This window comes from Burkholderia torrens, from assembly GCF_984668525.1.
The window spans coordinates 2,292,545-2,307,473 of record NZ_OZ480211.1; the positions used below are offsets into that span (position 1 = coordinate 2,292,545).

A 14,929-nucleotide genomic window follows, 5' to 3' on the forward strand; every position below is an offset into this window, starting at 1 on the left:
CGCGGCGTCAGTGATCCTGCGCGGCGAACGCCTGCGCGCGTGCCGGCCAGTCGTCCGGCACGACGAAGCCGCGCGCCGTTTCGCGCCACGTGCCGTCACTGCCCTTTTCATGGACGCCGATCAGCACCGGCGCCTCACGTGCCGTCAACACGGGCGGCAGTTCCAACGCGGCCGCCAGCGGTTCGGGCGTGAAACCGGCGCCGGTGGCGGCCAGTCGCGGCGCGAGCCACGCCAGCCTCGGCAACACGCTCCACGCGGCGCCGGCAGGCTGCGCGGCCGCCCACGCCGGCCACTGCGCGTGCGTCAGCCAGAATCCATGCGGATGATCCGTCGCGATTTCCGCCGACACCGGCGGCAACGGCACGCCGTGCGGATAGAACAGCCAGCCCTTGATGAACATCTGCGCGTCGGACGGCGCGCCGTAGCCGAGCCGCGCAAAGCCATCGTGCTCGCCGAGCCGCAACTGGTGATCGAGCAGCCGGCTGCGCTTGCGGTCGAACCGGTCGACGAGATTGGGGCCGACGAAATCGGCAAGCGTCGCGCCCTCGTGCACCGGTGCGCACAGATAGCACTTCACCGCGAGCTCCCAGTGCAGGCGCTGCCCGTCCGGCGCATCGACGAGGAAATCGACTTCGCCGAGCGTCTTGCCGTTGCTGCGCAGCGGGAGATTGGCCGCGACGAGCCGCAGCGACGGGCCGTGCGTGAGGAAATATTCGAGCAGGCATTCCGCGTAACGGCCGAGCCGGGTCGGCCGGAAGCCGTCGAGCGCGCGATGCAGCGGCTCGGGCTGCCCATCGAGTGCGGCAAGCCACGCTTGAACGGCCGAGCGCCCGGCCGCATCCGGCCACGGCCGCGCAAGCGGCGCGCCCGGCACCGCGGTCAGCAGGCTCGGACTGGCCAGCAGCCAGCCCAGATCGCGCACCGCGGCGTCGCGCAGCGTATCGACGAATGCGTACGCCGCGCCGATCGTCATTGCCCGGCCGGCCCGCTCGTGTCGGCGCCCTCTGCACGCTGGAACGTGTCGCGCGCCAGGCACAGGTCGGCCCACGCCTTCGACTTGTCCTGCAGGCTGCGCAGCAGGTATGCCGGATGATAGGTGACGATCACCGGCACGCCTTCGTACGCATGCACGCGACCGCGCAGCGACGCGATGCTCGCGTCCGTCTTCAGCAGCGTCTGCGCGGCGAATCGGCCGAGCGCGACGATCAGCTTCGGCTTCACGAGCGCGACCTGGCGCTGCAGATAGGGCTCGCAGTTCGCGACCTCGTCCGGTTCCGGGTTGCGGTTGCCGGGCGGACGGCACTTGATCACGTTCGCGATGTATACGTTGTCGCCGCGCTTGAGCGACAGCGACTGCAGCATGTTGTCGAGCAGCTTGCCGGCCTGGCCGACGAACGGCTCGCCCTGCTTGTCCTCGTTTTCGCCCGGCGCTTCGCCGATCAGCATCCAGTCGGCTTCGCGGTCGCCGACGCCGAACACGGTGTTGGTCCGCTTCTCGCACAGACGGCACAGCGTGCAGTCGGCCACGCGCGCGGCCAGCGCGTCCCAGTCGAGCGCGGCAACCGGCGTGCCGGCGGGGCGCGATTCGGCGGCCGGCACGGGCACGGGATCGCCCGGCGGCGCCGCGTCGAACCACGCGAAATCGTCGGCGCCGGCAGGCGGCGCGTCGTCCATCGGCGGCATCGTGCCGGCCGCGGCAACCGGCGCGGGCACGCGATCGCGCTCGACCACTCGCGCCGGTGCGGCATCGGCGGCACGCACATCCGCCGCCGGCCTGTCGTCCTGCACCGGCTGACGTGCCGGGCGCGCCGGTCGGTCGTCCACGCCGGCCGCGGCGCTGCCCGCCGCACCGGTTTGCGGCACGGCGGGCGCTTCGGCTGCCGCGCCTTCATCCGCGCGCTGCCCGCGCCGCACCCAGATCTGCGCGAGGCCCAGTTCCTCGAACGCTGCTTCAGCCCACGCCATGCGCGTCCCCCTCGTCCTTGTTCAACGTCAGACGCATCACGATCGCGTCCTCCCGGCTGTGATGCTTCGCCGGATAGTAGTTCTTGCGGCGGCCGATCGTCACGAAACCGAACCGCTCGTACAGCTGGATCGCGCGCGGATTGGACGGCCGCACCTCGAGCAGCATGCCGTCGAGCCGCTCCGCGCGCGAAATTCGCACGGCCTCGCGCAGCAGCGCAAGGCCCGCGCCCGCGTGCTGCGCCGCCGGCGCGACGCACAGGTTCAGCACGTGCATTTCGTCGACCACGGGCATCAGCACGCAATAGCCGACGAGCGCCCCCGTCACGTGCCGCAGGCACACGCCCAGGTAGCCGTTGCGCAACGAATCCTCGAAGTTGCCGCGGCTCCACGGGAATTCGTACGCGACGTGCTCGATCGCGACGACCTCGTCGAGATCGGCGTCCGTCATCGGCGCCAGATAGCGGTCGCTCAGCAAGACACCCGTCATCCCTTCGCTCCGCCCGTCTGCGCGGCGCGTGCCGCGATGCGCTCGGCAGTCGTCTGCGCGACCTTGTCGCGCACGTATTCAGGCGCAGCCTGATCGGCCGGCACCGCCCGCCCGGCGCGGAACGCGCGCAGCGCGGCATGCGCGACCGCGAGCGCATGCGGCATCGCGTCGCCGTCGATCACGGCCGCACGCGACGCGGCCGGCAACTGCACGCCGAACGCGGCGGCCGCATTGCCCGCGAGCGTGAACGGCACATCGGGCACGCCGACGGCGCCCGGCGCATCGAGCGAAGCCGGATGCAGCGTGCGCCAGTCGCCGGCGCCGTCGTCCCATTCGAAATCGGCCCAGTAGGCTTCGTCCATCCGCGCGTCCAGCGCGGCCAGCACGCGGGTCGTGCCGGGCGCACGCAGCCGCGCGTGCTCCGCGCACGCGAGCAGCGTGCCGATCGGCACGACCGGCAACCCGCCGCCGAATGCGAGGCCCTGCGTAATGCCCGTCGCGGTGCGCAGGCCCGTGAACGAGCCGGGGCCCGCGCCGAACGCGATCGCGTCGCAGTCGGCGAGCGTCAGCCCGGATTCAGCGAAGAGTTCCTGGATCGCCGGCAGCACGCGCGTGCTCGACACGGCGCCCGTCGGTTCGTGGCGGACCCAGGTTTGCGGAGAGGAAACGGCGTCATCGGCATGGGCCGAGCGCAGCAGCGCGACCGAGCAGTATTCGGTCGACGTATCGATGGCGAGGAGCACTGTTTGCGTCATGGCCGACATTGTAATGCGGCGCCCCGCTCCAACGGGCGATCGGGACCGATCTGTGCGCCCGCGCTGCACCGGCGGCGGTTTGGAAGGATCGCTCGACCCCGCGCGGCGGTCCGCTTGTTAAGATCGCCCGACCTGAAACCCTTACGGAGACACCCGATGAGCGACCTCACCGCCCAATTCGACCAGGCCCAGATCGACGTCAAGCAACTGACCGAACGCCCCGGCAACCTGACCCTGCTGCGCCTTTATGCGCTCTTCAAGCAGGCGACCGACGGCGACGCGCACGGCGACAAGCCGGGCTTCACCGACATCGTCGGCAAGTACAAGTACGATGCGTGGGACGCGCTGAAGGGCACGTCGCCGGATGCGGCCAAGCAGCAGTACGTCGAACTCGTCGAATCGCTGAAAAACGGCACGGCTTCCTGACCGAATCGCCCGCCGACACAATAGGCAATCAAATCACTGGCGCAGCGCAGCAAATCTCTTTATAATGCTGGCTGCGTCACCCCCCGCGCTCGGCTTCAAGCCGTTCCGGCAAGACGCCTCGTAGCGTTAAGCTCCAATCCGGTTTAGAACCTGTCCCCTCCTGCTTCGACCCTTGCGGTCGTCAACTAGGCTGGCGGCCCCGCTCCTGAAGCGCGCCGCACCCAAAACAGCTTCTAATGCCTCATCCGCCGACGGTTCGGCGGATTGCACCCGTTTCCCGATTTGCTCGCTGAATCCGACGACTTGGGTATGCGCGATTGGCGCCGACGTTTCACCCACTGTGTTTCAAGGATTGTTATGACTTCGAGCATCAACTCCAGCCCGCTCAACGCGATCGCCGACCAGGCGCTCGGTCTCGACGACGCCGCCGCACCGGCCGCGGTCGAACCGGCGTCGGACGAGCCGAGCTTCGCGTCGCTCGGGTTGTCGCCGGAGATCGTCTCCGCGCTGCAGGCCGCCGGCTACGTGAAGCCGACGCCGGTCCAGCAGCGCGCGATTCCGGCCGGCATCGCCGGCCGCGACCTGCTGGTGTCCAGCCCGACCGGTTCGGGCAAGACCGCCGCATTCATGCTGCCCGCAATCGAACGTTTCGCGCAGCTCCAGAAGACGCAGGCGCAGCAACCGCGCGCGCCGCGTGAACCGAACCAGGGCGACCGCCGTGTGCGCCGCCCGCAACCCGTCGCGCGCCCGGGCCTGCTCGTGCTGACGCCGACCCGTGAACTCGCGATGCAGGTCACCACGGCCGCATCGACGTACGGCAAGCACCTGAAGCGCCTGCGCACGGTCAGCATCCTCGGCGGCGTCGCCTACGGCCAGCAGCTGATGCTGCTCGCGAAGAACCCGGAAATCCTGGTCGCCACGCCGGGCCGCCTGCTCGATCACCTCGAGCGCGGCCGTATCGACCTGTCGGAACTGAAGATGCTCGTGCTCGACGAAGCCGACCGCATGCTCGACATGGGCTTCATCGAAGACATCGAAACGATCGTCGCCGCCACGCCCGAGTCGCGCCAGACGATGCTGTTCTCGGCCACGCTCGACGGCAAGATCGGTTCGCTGACGAGCCGCCTGCTGAAGGATCCGGAACGCATCGAGATCCAGCAGCGCCTCGAGTCGCGCGCCAACATCGCGCAAACCGTGCACTACGTCGACGACCGCGACCACAAGGATCGCCTGCTCGATCACCTGCTGCGCGACGACGCGCTCGACCAGGCGATCATCTTCACGGCGACCAAGATCGACGCCGACCAGCTCGCCGGCCGTCTCGCCGACGCAGGCTTCGAATCGGCCGCGCTGCACGGCGACCTGCCGCAGGGCGCGCGCAACCGCACGATCCGTGCGCTGCGCGAGCGCCGTGTGCGCGTGCTGGTGGCCACCGACGTCGCAGCGCGCGGCATCGACATCCCGGGCATCACGCACGTGTTCAATTACGACCTGCCGAAGTTCGCGGAAGACTACGTGCACCGTATCGGCCGTACCGGCCGTGCAGGCCGTTCGGGCACGGCGGTGAGCCTCGTGCACCACGCCGAGCAAGGCGCGCTCAAGCGCATCGAGCGCTTCGTGCGCGCGCCGCTGCCGGTCAACGTGATCGAAGGTTTCGAGCCGCGCAAGGCGCCCCCGCGTAACGGCGGCACCGGCGGCCGCGGCCGTCCGGGCGGCGGCAACGGCGGCGGTCGACGTTTCGGCGGCAAGCCGGGCGGCGGTTATGGCGGCAACGGTAACGGCAACGGCCGCAGCTACGGCGGCGGCAATGGCGGCGGCTGGAGCGGCAAGCCGGGTGGCAGCCGTGACGGCGGCCCGCGTCGCGACGGTCAGCGCAGCGGCGGCCCGCGCCGCAGCAACTCCGCGTCGTAAGCACGCACGGGCGGCGCCTCGCCGCCGCCCCACGGATGGGCGCCTACCCATCGAGCCAACCGGCGCATCTGCGCCGGTTTTTTTTCGTCCCGCCCCACATTTCACGATGCGGAAAAATTTTTTGCGTCGTAAAAAGTCATGCTGCACGGCACAACCTGCACGATTGCGGGATGGAAAAAGCCGTTTCTTATCTCGAAATAAGAAATACAAGCGCTTGATTTAAAACACTTAAAAATTTACCCGGTTGCCGGACAAGCCCCCTGTTTCGCGCCTGCCGATTTGCCTAGACTCTTATACAAGACCTCGCGAAACGGAACGCCTCGCGCCCCGCTTCGCGAACCGCATCACGACCGTCGGATTCGGCACATCAGGCAACACACCGCATCAAGGAGCTCATCATGTCGCGTCAGCAACAGGCACAGGAACTGCAGAAGCAATGGGAAACCGATCCGCGCTGGAAGGGCATCAAGCGCGGCTACTCGGCCGAGGACGTGGTCCGCCTGCGCGGCTCGGTCCCGATCGAACACACGCTGGCCAAGCGCGGCGCGGAAAAGCTGTGGAGCCTCATCAACCACGAGCCGTTCGTCAACGCACTCGGCGCGCTGACTGGCAACCAGGCGATGCAGCAGGTGAAGGCCGGCCTGAAGGCCATCTACCTGTCCGGCTGGCAAGTGGCCGGCGACGCGAACGTCGCGGGCGAAATGTACCCGGACCAGTCGCTGTACCCGGCTAACTCGGTGCCGCTCGTCGTGAAGCGCATCAACAACACGTTGACGCGCGCCGACCAGATCCAGTGGTCGGAAGGCAAGAGCCCCGGCGACGAGGGCTATGTCGACTTCTTCGCACCGATCGTCGCCGACGCGGAAGCCGGCTTCGGCGGCGTGCTGAACGCGTTCGAACTGATGAAGGCGATGATCGAGGCCGGCGCTTCGGGCGTCCATTTCGAGGACCAGCTCGCGTCGGTGAAGAAGTGCGGCCATATGGGCGGCAAGGTGCTCGTGCCGACGCGCGAAGCCGTCGCGAAGCTGTCGGCCGCCCGTCTCGCGGCCGACGTGATGGGCACGCCGACCGTGCTGGTCGCGCGCACCGACGCGGAAGCGGCCGACCTGATCACGTCCGACGTCGACGACAACGACAAGCCGTTCCTGACGGGCGAGCGCACGGTGGAAGGCTTCTTCCGCACGAAGCCGGGCCTCGGGCAGGCGATCTCGCGCGGCCTCGCGTACGCGCCGTACGCCGACCTGATCTGGTGTGAAACGGGCAAGCCGGATCTCGAGTACGCGAAGAAATTCGCGGAAGCGATCCACAAGCAGTTCCCGGGCAAGCTGCTGTCGTACAACTGCTCGCCGTCGTTCAACTGGAAGAAGAATCTCGACGACGCGACGATCGCGAAGTTCCAGAAGGAACTCGGCGCGATGGGCTACAAGTTCCAGTTCATCACGCTGGCGGGCTTCCATGCGCTGAACTACTCGATGTTCAACCTCGCGCACGGCTATGCCCGCACGCAGATGAGCGCATTCGTCGAACTGCAGCAGGCCGAGTTCGCGGCAGCCGACAAGGGCTTCACGGCCGTCAAGCACCAGCGCGAAGTCGGCACCGGCTACTTCGACGCGGTGACGCAGACGGTCGAGCGCGAAGCGTCGACGACCGCGCTGCACGGCTCGACCGAAGACGAGCAGTTCTTCGACGGCAAGAAGGTCGCGTAACACGCGCAGGCGTCACGCCGGTGCCCGCCTCGTCACGGCGCGGCACCGGCCACCGGACAACAATCAGGGAGGAGACGGCAGGCGCGCGGTGCCGATCGCGCGACCGGCCGCGCGGCCTGCGGGCCGCCTGCAACGATGCGCGCCGGCTTCGTCCGGCGCGCCCTTTTTTGCGACGCTGCCCGCGCAGCCACGGGCGGCGACGCCCTACCGATAAACGATCACCGGAATTTTCGTATGGGTCAGCACGCGCTGCGTCTCGCTGCCGATCAGCAGGCTGCCGAGCCCGCGGCGTCCGTGGGACGCCATGAAGATCACGTCGCAGCCGCCGCGTTCGGCCGCCTCGATGATGCCGAGATACGGCGACGGGTGGACGCTCGTCCACGTGTCGCAGGCGACGCCGGCCGCCTGCGCGGCGGCCTCCACCTCGTCGAGGTGCGCACGCGCCTCGCGCTCGCTGCGCGCGCGGAAATCGGCGGGCGGCTCGATGATCACTTCGGAAAACGGCGAGTACGGATACTGCGGCAGGCACGCGTAGGCCGTCACGCGCGCGCCGACCGCGCGTGCCAGGTCGATCGCGCCGTCGATCGCCTTGCGCGACAGTTCGGAACCGTCGGTTGGAACGAGGATGTGCCGGAACATCGCGCCCTCCTTCGTCTATCGCACGCCGCACGCAACGATCCCTTCCGGACCGGCCGCGACGCGCCGGACATGCCTCCTACGAGTGTAGTGCGTGAAATCGCCCGACCGGCACCGGCAGCGGGTTCGCCCTCATATCGGAAACGCGCGGGCGCGCGCCGCCTGCTCGCCCCAATAGCCCGGCTGCTCGTACGTGTGCTTCAGGTAGTCGAGAAACAGGCGCACGCGCAGCGGCAGGTGCCGGCGCTGCGGAAACACCGCGTGGATGCCGATCGGCGGTGCCTCGAAGGCATCGAGCACGCTGACGAGCCGGCCGCCCGCGATATCCTCGCCGACCTCCCACCACGAGCGCCAGGCCAGGCCGTAGCCTTCGAGGCACCACTCGTGCAGCACCGCGCCGTCCGAGCATTCCATCGTGCCGTTCACGCGGATCGACACGACCTTGCCGTCCTCCTGGAACGCCCAGCCGCGCTGCTGGTTCGCGTTCGCCGCGAGCGCGAGGCAGTTGTGCCGCGCCAGCTCCGCGAGCGTGACCGGCGTGCCGCGCCGCGCCAGATAGGCGGGCGACGCGACGCACACGCGGCGGTTCTCGCCGAGCTTCAGCGACACGAGCGACGAATCGGGCAGCTCGCCGAGCCGCACCGCGCAATCGAACCCCTCGTTGACGAGATCGACCATCCGGTCGGACAGGTCGAGCGTGACCGACACGTCCGGGTGCCCGCCGCTGAATTCGGGCACGAGCGGCGCGACGTGCCGCCGGCCGAAGCCGGCCGGCGCGGAAATCCGCAGGTGGCCGCTCGCCTTGACGCCGCCGGCGGACACGCTCGCCTCCGCGTTCTGCATGTCGTTGATGATCCGCTGGCAATCCTCGAGGAACGCCGAACCTTCGAACGTCAGTGTGAGCTTGCGCGTCGTGCGCACCAACAGCTTCACGCCGAGCCGCTCCTCGAGCGCGTCGAGGCGGCGGCCGATGATCGCCGGCGCGACGCCTTCCGCGTGCGCGGCCGCCGACAGGCTGCCCTTCGCCGCGACCGCGGCGAACGTTTCGATCTGCTTGAACCGGTCCATGAGTCGCAAGGACGGCACGGCCGCCCTTCAAATCGCTTAAAGCGCCAAGATTAGGTATATGAAAGTAAAAGATCAAGTGATGAATAGCGTCTTTTTTAGTGAATACGATCACGAATAGAATCGATCCGACCTCTGAAACTGGAGCGCAAGGCTATGTCGGCCACAACGACACTCTCCTCTCCCGACGCAATCCTCTTCGACGCATTCGGCACGTTGTTCGACGTGCGTGCGGTGCTGGCCGCGGCGGAGCAGATGTTTCCCGGACATGGGGAACGGTTGTCGCAGCTGTGGCGACGCAAGCAGATCGAATACTCGCAACTGCGCACGCTCGCCGATCCGGCCGGCGCGCGCTATCGCCCGTTCCGGGACATCACGCTCGACGCGCTGCGGTTCGCCGCGCGCCGGCTCGGGCTCGCGCTGAACAGCGCGGCCGAGAAGCGGCTGATGGACGAATACGCGTGCCTGTCCACCTATCCCGACACCGTGCCCGCGCTGCGCAAGCTGCGCGCGCTCGAACCGCGCCCACCGCTCGGGATTCTGTCGAACGGCACGCCGCAGATGCTCGACATCGCGATCAAGAGCGCCGGCATGTCCGGGCTGTTCGATCGCGTGCTGTCGGCCGACACCGTGCGTGCCTACAAGCCGAGCCCGGCCGCCTACGCGCTCGGCACCGCCTCGTTCGGGTCGAACCCGCGCGACATCGTGTTCGTGTCGTCGAACGCGTGGGACGTCGCCGGTGCCGTCTGGTTCGGCTACACGACGTTCTGGCTCAATCGCACGGGCGCGCCCGCCGAGGAACTCGGCGCGCCGCCCGACGGCACGGGCACCGGCATGGCCGACCTGCTCGACTTCCTCGCCACCCCGGCTCCGTCCGGCAAGCCCGCAAACCGCACGCGCCCCGGCCCGGGTGCATGACGCTCGCGGCTGCCGCCTTCCCCCTTCACCGAAACCGCAACTGACCGACCAAGGAGATGAGACTCATGAGCACCCCGATCACGCTGCCGCAAGGCATGACGATCACCGGCGACATCCAGCCGGGTTACGAAGCAATCCTGACGCCCGAAGCACTGGAACTCGTCGCGGCGCTGCACCGCACGTTCGAACCGCGCCGCCAGACGCTGCTGCAGGCGCGCGCCGAGCGCACGAAGCGCCTCGACGCGGGCGAGCGCCCCGACTTCCTGGCCGAGACGAAGTCGATCCGCGAAGGCGACTGGAAGGTCGCGCCGCTGCCGGCCGACCTGCAATGCCGCCGGGTCGAGATCACCGGCCCAGTCGAGCGCAAGATGATCATCAACGCGCTGAACTCGGGCGCCGATTCGTACATGACGGACTTCGAGGATTCGAACGCACCGAGCTGGACGAACCAGATCGACGGCCAGATCAACTTGAAGGACGCGGTGCGCCGCACGATCTCGCTCGAGCAGAACGGCAAGTCGTACCGGCTGAACGACAAGGTCGCGACGCTGATCGTGCGTCCGCGCGGCTGGCACCTCGACGAGAAGCACGTGACGGTCGACGGCCAGCGCGTGTCCGGCGGCATCTTCGATTTCGCGCTGTTCCTGTTCCACAACGCGAAGGAGCTGATCGCGCGCGGCTCGGGCCCGTACTTCTACCTGCCGAAGATGGAAAGCCATCTCGAAGCACGCCTGTGGAACGACATCTTCGTCGCCGCGCAGGAAGCGATCGGCGTGCCGCGCGGCACGATCCGCGCAACGGTGCTGATCGAGACGATCCTCGCCGCGTTCGAGATGGACGAGATCCTGTATGAATTGCGCGAACACAGCTCGGGCCTGAACGCCGGCCGCTGGGACTACATCTTCTCGGCGATCAAGAAGTTCAAGAACGACCGCGACTTCTGCCTGGCCGAGCGATCGAAGATCACGATGACGGTGCCGTTCATGCGCGCGTACGCGCTGCTGCTGCTGAAGACGTGCCACAAGCGCAACGCGCCGGCGATCGGCGGGATGAGCGCGCTGATCCCGATCAAGAACGATCCGGAAGCGAACGACAAGGCCATGGGCGGCGTGCGCTCGGACAAGCAGCGCGACGCGACCGACGGCTACGACGGCGGCTGGGTCGCACACCCGGGCCTCGTGCCGATCGCGATGGAAGAGTTCGTCAAGGTGCTCGGCGACAAGCCGAACCAGATCGCGAAGCAGCGCGACGACGTGCAGGTCGAAGGCAGGAACCTGCTCGACTTCCAGCCGGAAGCGCCGATTACCGAAGCCGGCCTGCGCAACAACATCAACGTCGGCATCCACTACCTCGGTGCGTGGCTCGACGGCAACGGCTGCGTGCCGATCCACAACCTGATGGAAGACGCGGCCACGGCCGAGATTTCTCGCTCGCAGGTGTGGCAGTGGATCCGCTCGCCGAAGGGTGTGCTCGACGATGGCCGCAAGGTCACGGCCGAGCTCGTGCGCGAGTTCGCGAAGGCCGAGCTCGACAACGTGAAGCGCTCGGTCGGCGGCAACACGCAGCCGTACGAGCGCGCCGCAGCGATCTTCGAACAGATGTCGACGTCGGAAGGCTTTACCGAATTCCTGACGCTGCCGCTGTACGAGGAAATCTGACGACGCGGCACGCAGCGACCGGCGGCCGTCGACCGCGCATGCCACGCTGCCCGTCGCATGCGCTGGCCACATGAAAATAGCGCCCCTTGCGGGGCGCTATTTCTTTTGACGCGAACCCGGCTGCTGCCGGGACGTTCAGGCGGCTTCCTGCTCGCGCCGGTGCTGGACCCAGTCACCCGACGCGATGCGCGGACGCCCGGCTACCGCATGGGCGGCGATCGGGTAATACAGGCACGCGTACTGCCGGCCGCCGAGCGCGATGGTCACCTCTTCCGGCTTGAACAGCGAGTCGACGCCCGGATAGACGCGCTCGATCTCGTCGAGCACGGGAACGAGCCGCTCGTCGACTTCGTAGACATCGCCCCAGACCAGCGACTGGCCGGCCGCCGTCGCGGCGATCATCCCCGGATACGTGCCGAAATCGTACAGCTCGCCGGGCAGCGCGGCCGCGCCGAGCAGCGTCGGCGCCGCGATGCCGTGCCGCGCGGCCGCATGGCCGATGTCATTGGCCTGTCCAGCTCGCAAGGTGCCGTAGACGAATACGTGGCGCATCGTGGTTCTCCTCTTCGATTCGTGATTGCCGTGTTCGTGCGCGATTCACATGAAACTGCGCCTGCATCGATAGACCACGATACCGGCCCGATGGTTCGAACCCGCCGGCGCGCGCGGCCGCGGGCCGCCGCCCGGAAATCGCCGGCGCCCATACAACGTTCATTTGAACACGGCATGATCGCCCGGAAAACCACCGCATGCGCAAGCGATGCGCCTTCTAAAATAACGGCATCGCCGCCGCGCTGCCCGAACCGCCCATGAATCCGCCCGTCCAAGCCGACGCCTCGAACCCGTACGACGTCATCGACATCCCGCCCGAATTCGCACCGACCGCCGTGCATCCGATGCGCGTGCGCGCACGGCAGGTCGATGCCGGCCGCCGCATCCCGCTGCACACGCATGCGTGGGCTCAGCTGGCGTACGCGTCGCGCGGCGTACTGCGCGTCGCGACGACCGGCACGACGTGGATGGTGCCGCCGTCCCGTGCGATCTGGGTGCCGCCGCACGTGACGCACGAGGTCGTGATCGTCGAAGAGGCGTATTTGCGCACGCTGTATATCGACGAATCGATCGTGCCGGACGGACTCGACGCGTGCCGCGTCGTCGAAGTGACTGGGTTGCTGCGCGAACTGATCGTCGCGCTCGACGCACGCGACCTGAGCGCCGCGCGCGAGCGGCTGCTATGCGGGCTCGTGCTCGACGAACTGAGTCACGCCGAGCCGTTGCCGCTCGCGGTGCCGATGCCCGACGAGAAGCGGCTGCGCATGCTGTGCGAATCGGTGCTCGCGCACCCGGCGCATGCGGAGTCGCTCGAACACTGGGCGAGCGAGGTCGGCGCCAGCACGCGCACGATCTCGCGGCTCTTCAAGCAGGAACTGGGCGTGAGCTTTTCGCAGTGGCGGCAGCAGGCGTTGCTCGCGCGTGCGATTCCGCTGCTGAACCAGGGGCGCCCACTGTCGCATATCGCACGCGAACTCGGCTACCAAAGCCAGAGCGCGTTCTCGGCGATGTTCCGCCGCGCATTCGGTCAAAGCCCGCGTGCGTTCATGCTGCGCGGCTACGAGCATCGCGGCGCGGAAGACAGCTTCGCGGAAGACGAAACGCCCGACGACGACGCGATCGACACGGCTCGCTGACCGCGCGCCGGATCGTCAGACCTTCAGACCGGCCGCACCATGTGACGGATCGACCCGAGTTGCGCGAGCCGCGGCCCGGTGACCTGGTAGCCCATGCGCAGGTAAAGACGCGCGGCGGGATTGTCGACGAACACGCGCAACTGCAGTTCGTGCAGCCCGCGCGCACGCGCCCAGCGATGGGACATGTCGAGCAGGAAGGTGCCGGCGCCCTGCCCGCGGTGGCCGGCCGCGATCTGCACGTCGCGGATGTGCAGCGAATCGCCTTCCTCGGTCACGCGCAGCACGCCGATGCGCTCGCCGTCGGCCTCGAGGATGAAGTTTTCGGATTCGCGCCAGCTCGCGTAGAACAGGTCGCTGCGCCACACGAGCCCATGGCGTTTGTAGTAGCCGCCCATGTTGCCGTGCGTCAGCGCTTCGGCGAACGGGAAATCGCCGGGCTCCGCGGGCCGGAGCTGATACAGGAGTCGCAGGTCGGTCGGATCGAGCATCACGCAGGGGTCAAGAACGCATCCCGCCACGATAGCGCAGTCGCGTGCGGATGCAATCGCGAATTTCTCGTAGCGGTGAGGTGCTTGCGCAATCGACGACGCAAATGAGAAAGCCCGCACAAGGCGGGCTTTCTCATTTTTTGGCGGAGCGGACGGGACTCGAACCCGCGACCCCCGGCGTGACAGGCCGGTATTCTAACCGACTGAACTACCGCTCCAGTCTTGCTGCTTGCCTGGCAGGCGTCGGTTACTTCCTGCCGGCGCGTCGTTTGTTCGAACGACGCCGAAATCTGGCGTCCCCTAGGGGATTCGAACCCCTGTACTCACCGTGAAAGGGTGATGTCCTAGGCCTCTAGACGAAGGGGACAACGTACTGCTTACATCTTTAACGAGAAAGCCCGTTCAAAAAACGTTCTTTGAACGGGCTTCGTTCTGGCGGAGCGGACGGGGCTCGAACCCGCGACCCCCGGCGTGACAGGCCGGTATTCTAACCAACTGAACTACCGCTCCAGCTTTCTGCACCACCGCCTGCAGGATCTCGTCACGTTCCTGCACGCGTTGCGACACTTCTACGAAACGCCGCTGAATCTGGCGTCCCCTAGGGGATTCGAACCCCTGTACTCACCGTGAAAGGGTGATGTCCTAGGCCTCTAGACGAAGGGGACAACGTACTGCCTACATCCTTAATACAAAAGCCCGCTCAAAAACGTCTTGAACGGGCTTCGTTCTGGCGGAGCGGACGGGACTCGAACCCGCGACCCCCGGCGTGACAGGCCGGTATTCTAACCGACTGAACTACCGCTCCAGCTTTCTTACCCAACCTGCAGGACGTCGGTTACGTTCCTGCAAGCCTCGCGACACTTCTACGAAACGCCGCTGAATCTGGCGTCCCCTAGGGGATTCGAACCCCTGTACTCACCGTGAAAGGGTGATGTCCTAGGCCTCTAGACGAAGGGGACATGATCTTTTCAGACCTGTCTGACTTTCGCTATTCACTTCTGGTCAACAGCGAAGGCCGAAATTCTAACTGCTTTGAATCATTTTGTGAAGCATTTATTACTACCGCTGCTTCGCAAATCAATCCATCTTGTTCTGTTGGTGGAGGTAAGCGGGATCGAACCGCTGACCTCTTGCATGCCATGCAAGCGCTCTCCCAGCTGAGCTATACCCCCTTGCAGAACAGAAATGAGATTATATGGACCTACTTTGAACTTGTAAATACCCTT

At 67.1% G+C, this 14,929-nt stretch carries 14 protein-coding genes and 7 tRNA genes; 6 read left to right on the forward strand and 15 right to left on the reverse strand.

Features of this window, described 5'->3' with window-relative positions; all coding sequences use genetic code 11:
- Positions 1-7: 7 nt before the first annotated feature.
- Genes AC5LXX_RS10535 through tsaB form a run of 4 tightly spaced genes read right to left on the reverse strand, consistent with a single transcriptional unit; the run spans position 8 to position 3,216 of the window.
- A complete protein-coding gene (locus AC5LXX_RS10535) occupies positions 8-973 on the reverse strand; it encodes a DUF1853 family protein (protein ID WP_493409439.1) in 966 nt (321 codons plus the stop codon).
- Positions 970-1,965 carry a uracil-DNA glycosylase gene (locus AC5LXX_RS10540; RefSeq protein ID WP_493409440.1) on the reverse strand — a complete coding sequence of 332 codons (996 nt, stop codon included), beginning with the start codon at positions 1,963-1,965 and terminating at the stop codon, positions 970-972. Before AC5LXX_RS10540 ends, AC5LXX_RS10535 begins: the two co-directional genes overlap by 4 nt.
- Positions 1,952-2,452 (reverse strand): ribosomal protein S18-alanine N-acetyltransferase, encoded by a 501-nt coding sequence (rimI, locus tag AC5LXX_RS10545; RefSeq protein WP_493409441.1) that lies wholly within the window; start codon positions 2,450-2,452, stop codon positions 1,952-1,954. Before rimI ends, AC5LXX_RS10540 begins: the two co-directional genes overlap by 14 nt.
- Positions 2,449-3,216, reverse strand: coding sequence for a tRNA (adenosine(37)-N6)-threonylcarbamoyltransferase complex dimerization subunit type 1 TsaB (gene tsaB / locus AC5LXX_RS10550; RefSeq protein WP_493409442.1), 768 nt, complete (start codon positions 3,214-3,216; stop codon positions 2,449-2,451). Before tsaB ends, rimI begins: the two co-directional genes overlap by 4 nt.
- A gap of 147 nt (positions 3,217-3,363) precedes the next feature.
- On the opposite strand from tsaB, the gene AC5LXX_RS10555 reads away from it, so the two are divergent.
- The 3 genes from AC5LXX_RS10555 (at position 3,364) to aceA (ending at position 7,250) form a co-directional block, all read left to right on the forward strand.
- Positions 3,364-3,633, forward strand: a complete 270-nt coding sequence (locus tag AC5LXX_RS10555; protein WP_124450632.1) for an acyl-CoA-binding protein — start codon at positions 3,364-3,366, stop codon at positions 3,631-3,633.
- 357 nt (positions 3,634-3,990) lie between these two features.
- Positions 3,991-5,544 (forward strand): DEAD/DEAH box helicase, encoded by a 1,554-nt coding sequence (locus tag AC5LXX_RS10560; protein ID WP_493409443.1) that lies wholly within the window; start codon positions 3,991-3,993, stop codon positions 5,542-5,544.
- Between the two features lie 398 nt (positions 5,545-5,942).
- The gene (aceA, locus tag AC5LXX_RS10565) at positions 5,943-7,250 is read left to right on the forward strand and encodes an isocitrate lyase (RefSeq protein WP_493409444.1); all 1,308 of its coding nucleotides are present in this window, start codon (positions 5,943-5,945) and stop codon (positions 7,248-7,250) included.
- Between the two features lie 204 nt (positions 7,251-7,454).
- Here aceA and AC5LXX_RS10570 read toward each other — a convergent pair whose 3' ends face one another.
- Entirely contained in the window at positions 7,455-7,889 is a 435-nt protein-coding gene (locus tag AC5LXX_RS10570) for a universal stress protein (protein WP_124450640.1), read from the reverse strand.
- Between the two features lie 129 nt (positions 7,890-8,018).
- The gene (locus AC5LXX_RS10575; RefSeq protein WP_493409445.1) at positions 8,019-8,954 is read right to left on the reverse strand and encodes a LysR family transcriptional regulator; all 936 of its coding nucleotides are present in this window, start codon (positions 8,952-8,954) and stop codon (positions 8,019-8,021) included.
- Positions 8,955-9,107: 153 nt separating this feature from the next.
- Here AC5LXX_RS10575 and AC5LXX_RS10580 point away from each other — a divergent pair, with 153 nt between their 5' ends.
- Both AC5LXX_RS10580 and aceB read left to right on the forward strand, forming a co-directional pair.
- Positions 9,108-9,869, forward strand: a complete 762-nt coding sequence (locus AC5LXX_RS10580) for a haloacid dehalogenase type II (protein ID WP_493409446.1) — start codon at positions 9,108-9,110, stop codon at positions 9,867-9,869.
- Between the two features lie 65 nt (positions 9,870-9,934).
- Complete coding sequence (gene aceB / locus AC5LXX_RS10585) at positions 9,935-11,527, forward strand: malate synthase A (RefSeq protein WP_493409447.1); 1,593 nt, start codon at positions 9,935-9,937, stop codon at positions 11,525-11,527.
- 135 nt (positions 11,528-11,662) lie between these two features.
- On the opposite strand, the gene AC5LXX_RS10590 is transcribed toward aceB, so the two are convergent.
- Positions 11,663-12,079, reverse strand: a complete 417-nt coding sequence (locus AC5LXX_RS10590; RefSeq protein ID WP_493409448.1) for a gamma-glutamylcyclotransferase family protein — start codon at positions 12,077-12,079, stop codon at positions 11,663-11,665.
- Positions 12,080-12,336: 257 nt separating this feature from the next.
- On the opposite strand from AC5LXX_RS10590, the gene AC5LXX_RS10595 reads away from it, so the two are divergent.
- Positions 12,337-13,215: an AraC family transcriptional regulator gene (locus AC5LXX_RS10595; RefSeq protein WP_493409449.1), complete on the forward strand. Its 879-nt coding sequence runs from the start codon at positions 12,337-12,339 to the stop codon at positions 13,213-13,215.
- A 23-nt stretch (positions 13,216-13,238) separates the two neighbouring features.
- On the opposite strand, the gene AC5LXX_RS10600 is transcribed toward AC5LXX_RS10595, so the two are convergent.
- The 8 genes from AC5LXX_RS10600 to AC5LXX_RS10635 form a co-directional block, all read right to left on the reverse strand.
- Entirely contained in the window at positions 13,239-13,703 is a 465-nt protein-coding gene (locus tag AC5LXX_RS10600; RefSeq protein WP_493409450.1) for a GNAT family N-acetyltransferase, read from the reverse strand.
- Between the two features lie 141 nt (positions 13,704-13,844).
- Positions 13,845-13,921, reverse strand: a tRNA-Asp gene (locus AC5LXX_RS10605).
- Positions 13,922-13,994: 73 nt separating this feature from the next.
- Positions 13,995-14,070: transfer RNA gene (locus AC5LXX_RS10610), tRNA-Glu, on the reverse strand.
- Between the two features lie 66 nt (positions 14,071-14,136).
- A tRNA-Asp gene (locus tag AC5LXX_RS10615) sits at positions 14,137-14,213 on the reverse strand.
- A 79-nt stretch (positions 14,214-14,292) separates the two neighbouring features.
- A tRNA-Glu gene (locus AC5LXX_RS10620) sits at positions 14,293-14,368 on the reverse strand.
- 63 nt (positions 14,369-14,431) lie between these two features.
- Positions 14,432-14,508, reverse strand: a tRNA-Asp gene (locus tag AC5LXX_RS10625).
- A 78-nt stretch (positions 14,509-14,586) separates the two neighbouring features.
- Positions 14,587-14,662 (reverse strand) — tRNA-Glu (locus AC5LXX_RS10630).
- Positions 14,663-14,799: 137 nt separating this feature from the next.
- Positions 14,800-14,875: transfer RNA gene (locus AC5LXX_RS10635), tRNA-Ala, on the reverse strand.
- Positions 14,876-14,929: the final 54 nt, after the last annotated feature.

Bases quoted from the DNA above. Each gene is read 5' to 3' on its own strand.
- rimI (WP_493409441.1), bottom strand. From the start codon at position 2,452: ATGACGGGTGTCTTGCTGAGCGACCGCTATCTGGCGCCGATGACGGAC.
- AC5LXX_RS10575 (WP_493409445.1), bottom strand. From the start codon at position 8,954: ATGGACCGGTTCAAGCAGATCGAAACGTTCGCCGCGGTCGCGGCGAAG.
- AC5LXX_RS10590 (WP_493409448.1), bottom strand. From the start codon at position 12,079: ATGCGCCACGTATTCGTCTACGGCACCTTGCGAGCTGGACAGGCCAAT.
- tsaB (WP_493409442.1), bottom strand. From the start codon at position 3,216: ATGTCGGCCATGACGCAAACAGTGCTCCTCGCCATCGATACGTCGACC.
- AC5LXX_RS10555 (WP_124450632.1), top strand. From the start codon at position 3,364: ATGAGCGACCTCACCGCCCAATTCGACCAGGCCCAGATCGACGTCAAG.
- AC5LXX_RS10540 (WP_493409440.1), bottom strand. From the start codon at position 1,965: ATGGCGTGGGCTGAAGCAGCGTTCGAGGAACTGGGCCTCGCGCAGATC.
- AC5LXX_RS10600 (WP_493409450.1), bottom strand. From the start codon at position 13,703: ATGCTCGATCCGACCGACCTGCGACTCCTGTATCAGCTCCGGCCCGCG.
- AC5LXX_RS10560 (WP_493409443.1), top strand. From the start codon at position 3,991: ATGACTTCGAGCATCAACTCCAGCCCGCTCAACGCGATCGCCGACCAG.
- AC5LXX_RS10595 (WP_493409449.1), top strand. From the start codon at position 12,337: ATGAATCCGCCCGTCCAAGCCGACGCCTCGAACCCGTACGACGTCATC.
- AC5LXX_RS10570 (WP_124450640.1), bottom strand. From the start codon at position 7,889: ATGTTCCGGCACATCCTCGTTCCAACCGACGGTTCCGAACTGTCGCGC.
- AC5LXX_RS10580 (WP_493409446.1), top strand. From the start codon at position 9,108: ATGTCGGCCACAACGACACTCTCCTCTCCCGACGCAATCCTCTTCGAC.
- aceA (WP_493409444.1), top strand. From the start codon at position 5,943: ATGTCGCGTCAGCAACAGGCACAGGAACTGCAGAAGCAATGGGAAACC.
- aceB (WP_493409447.1), top strand. From the start codon at position 9,935: ATGAGCACCCCGATCACGCTGCCGCAAGGCATGACGATCACCGGCGAC.
- AC5LXX_RS10535 (WP_493409439.1), bottom strand. From the start codon at position 973: ATGACGATCGGCGCGGCGTACGCATTCGTCGATACGCTGCGCGACGCC.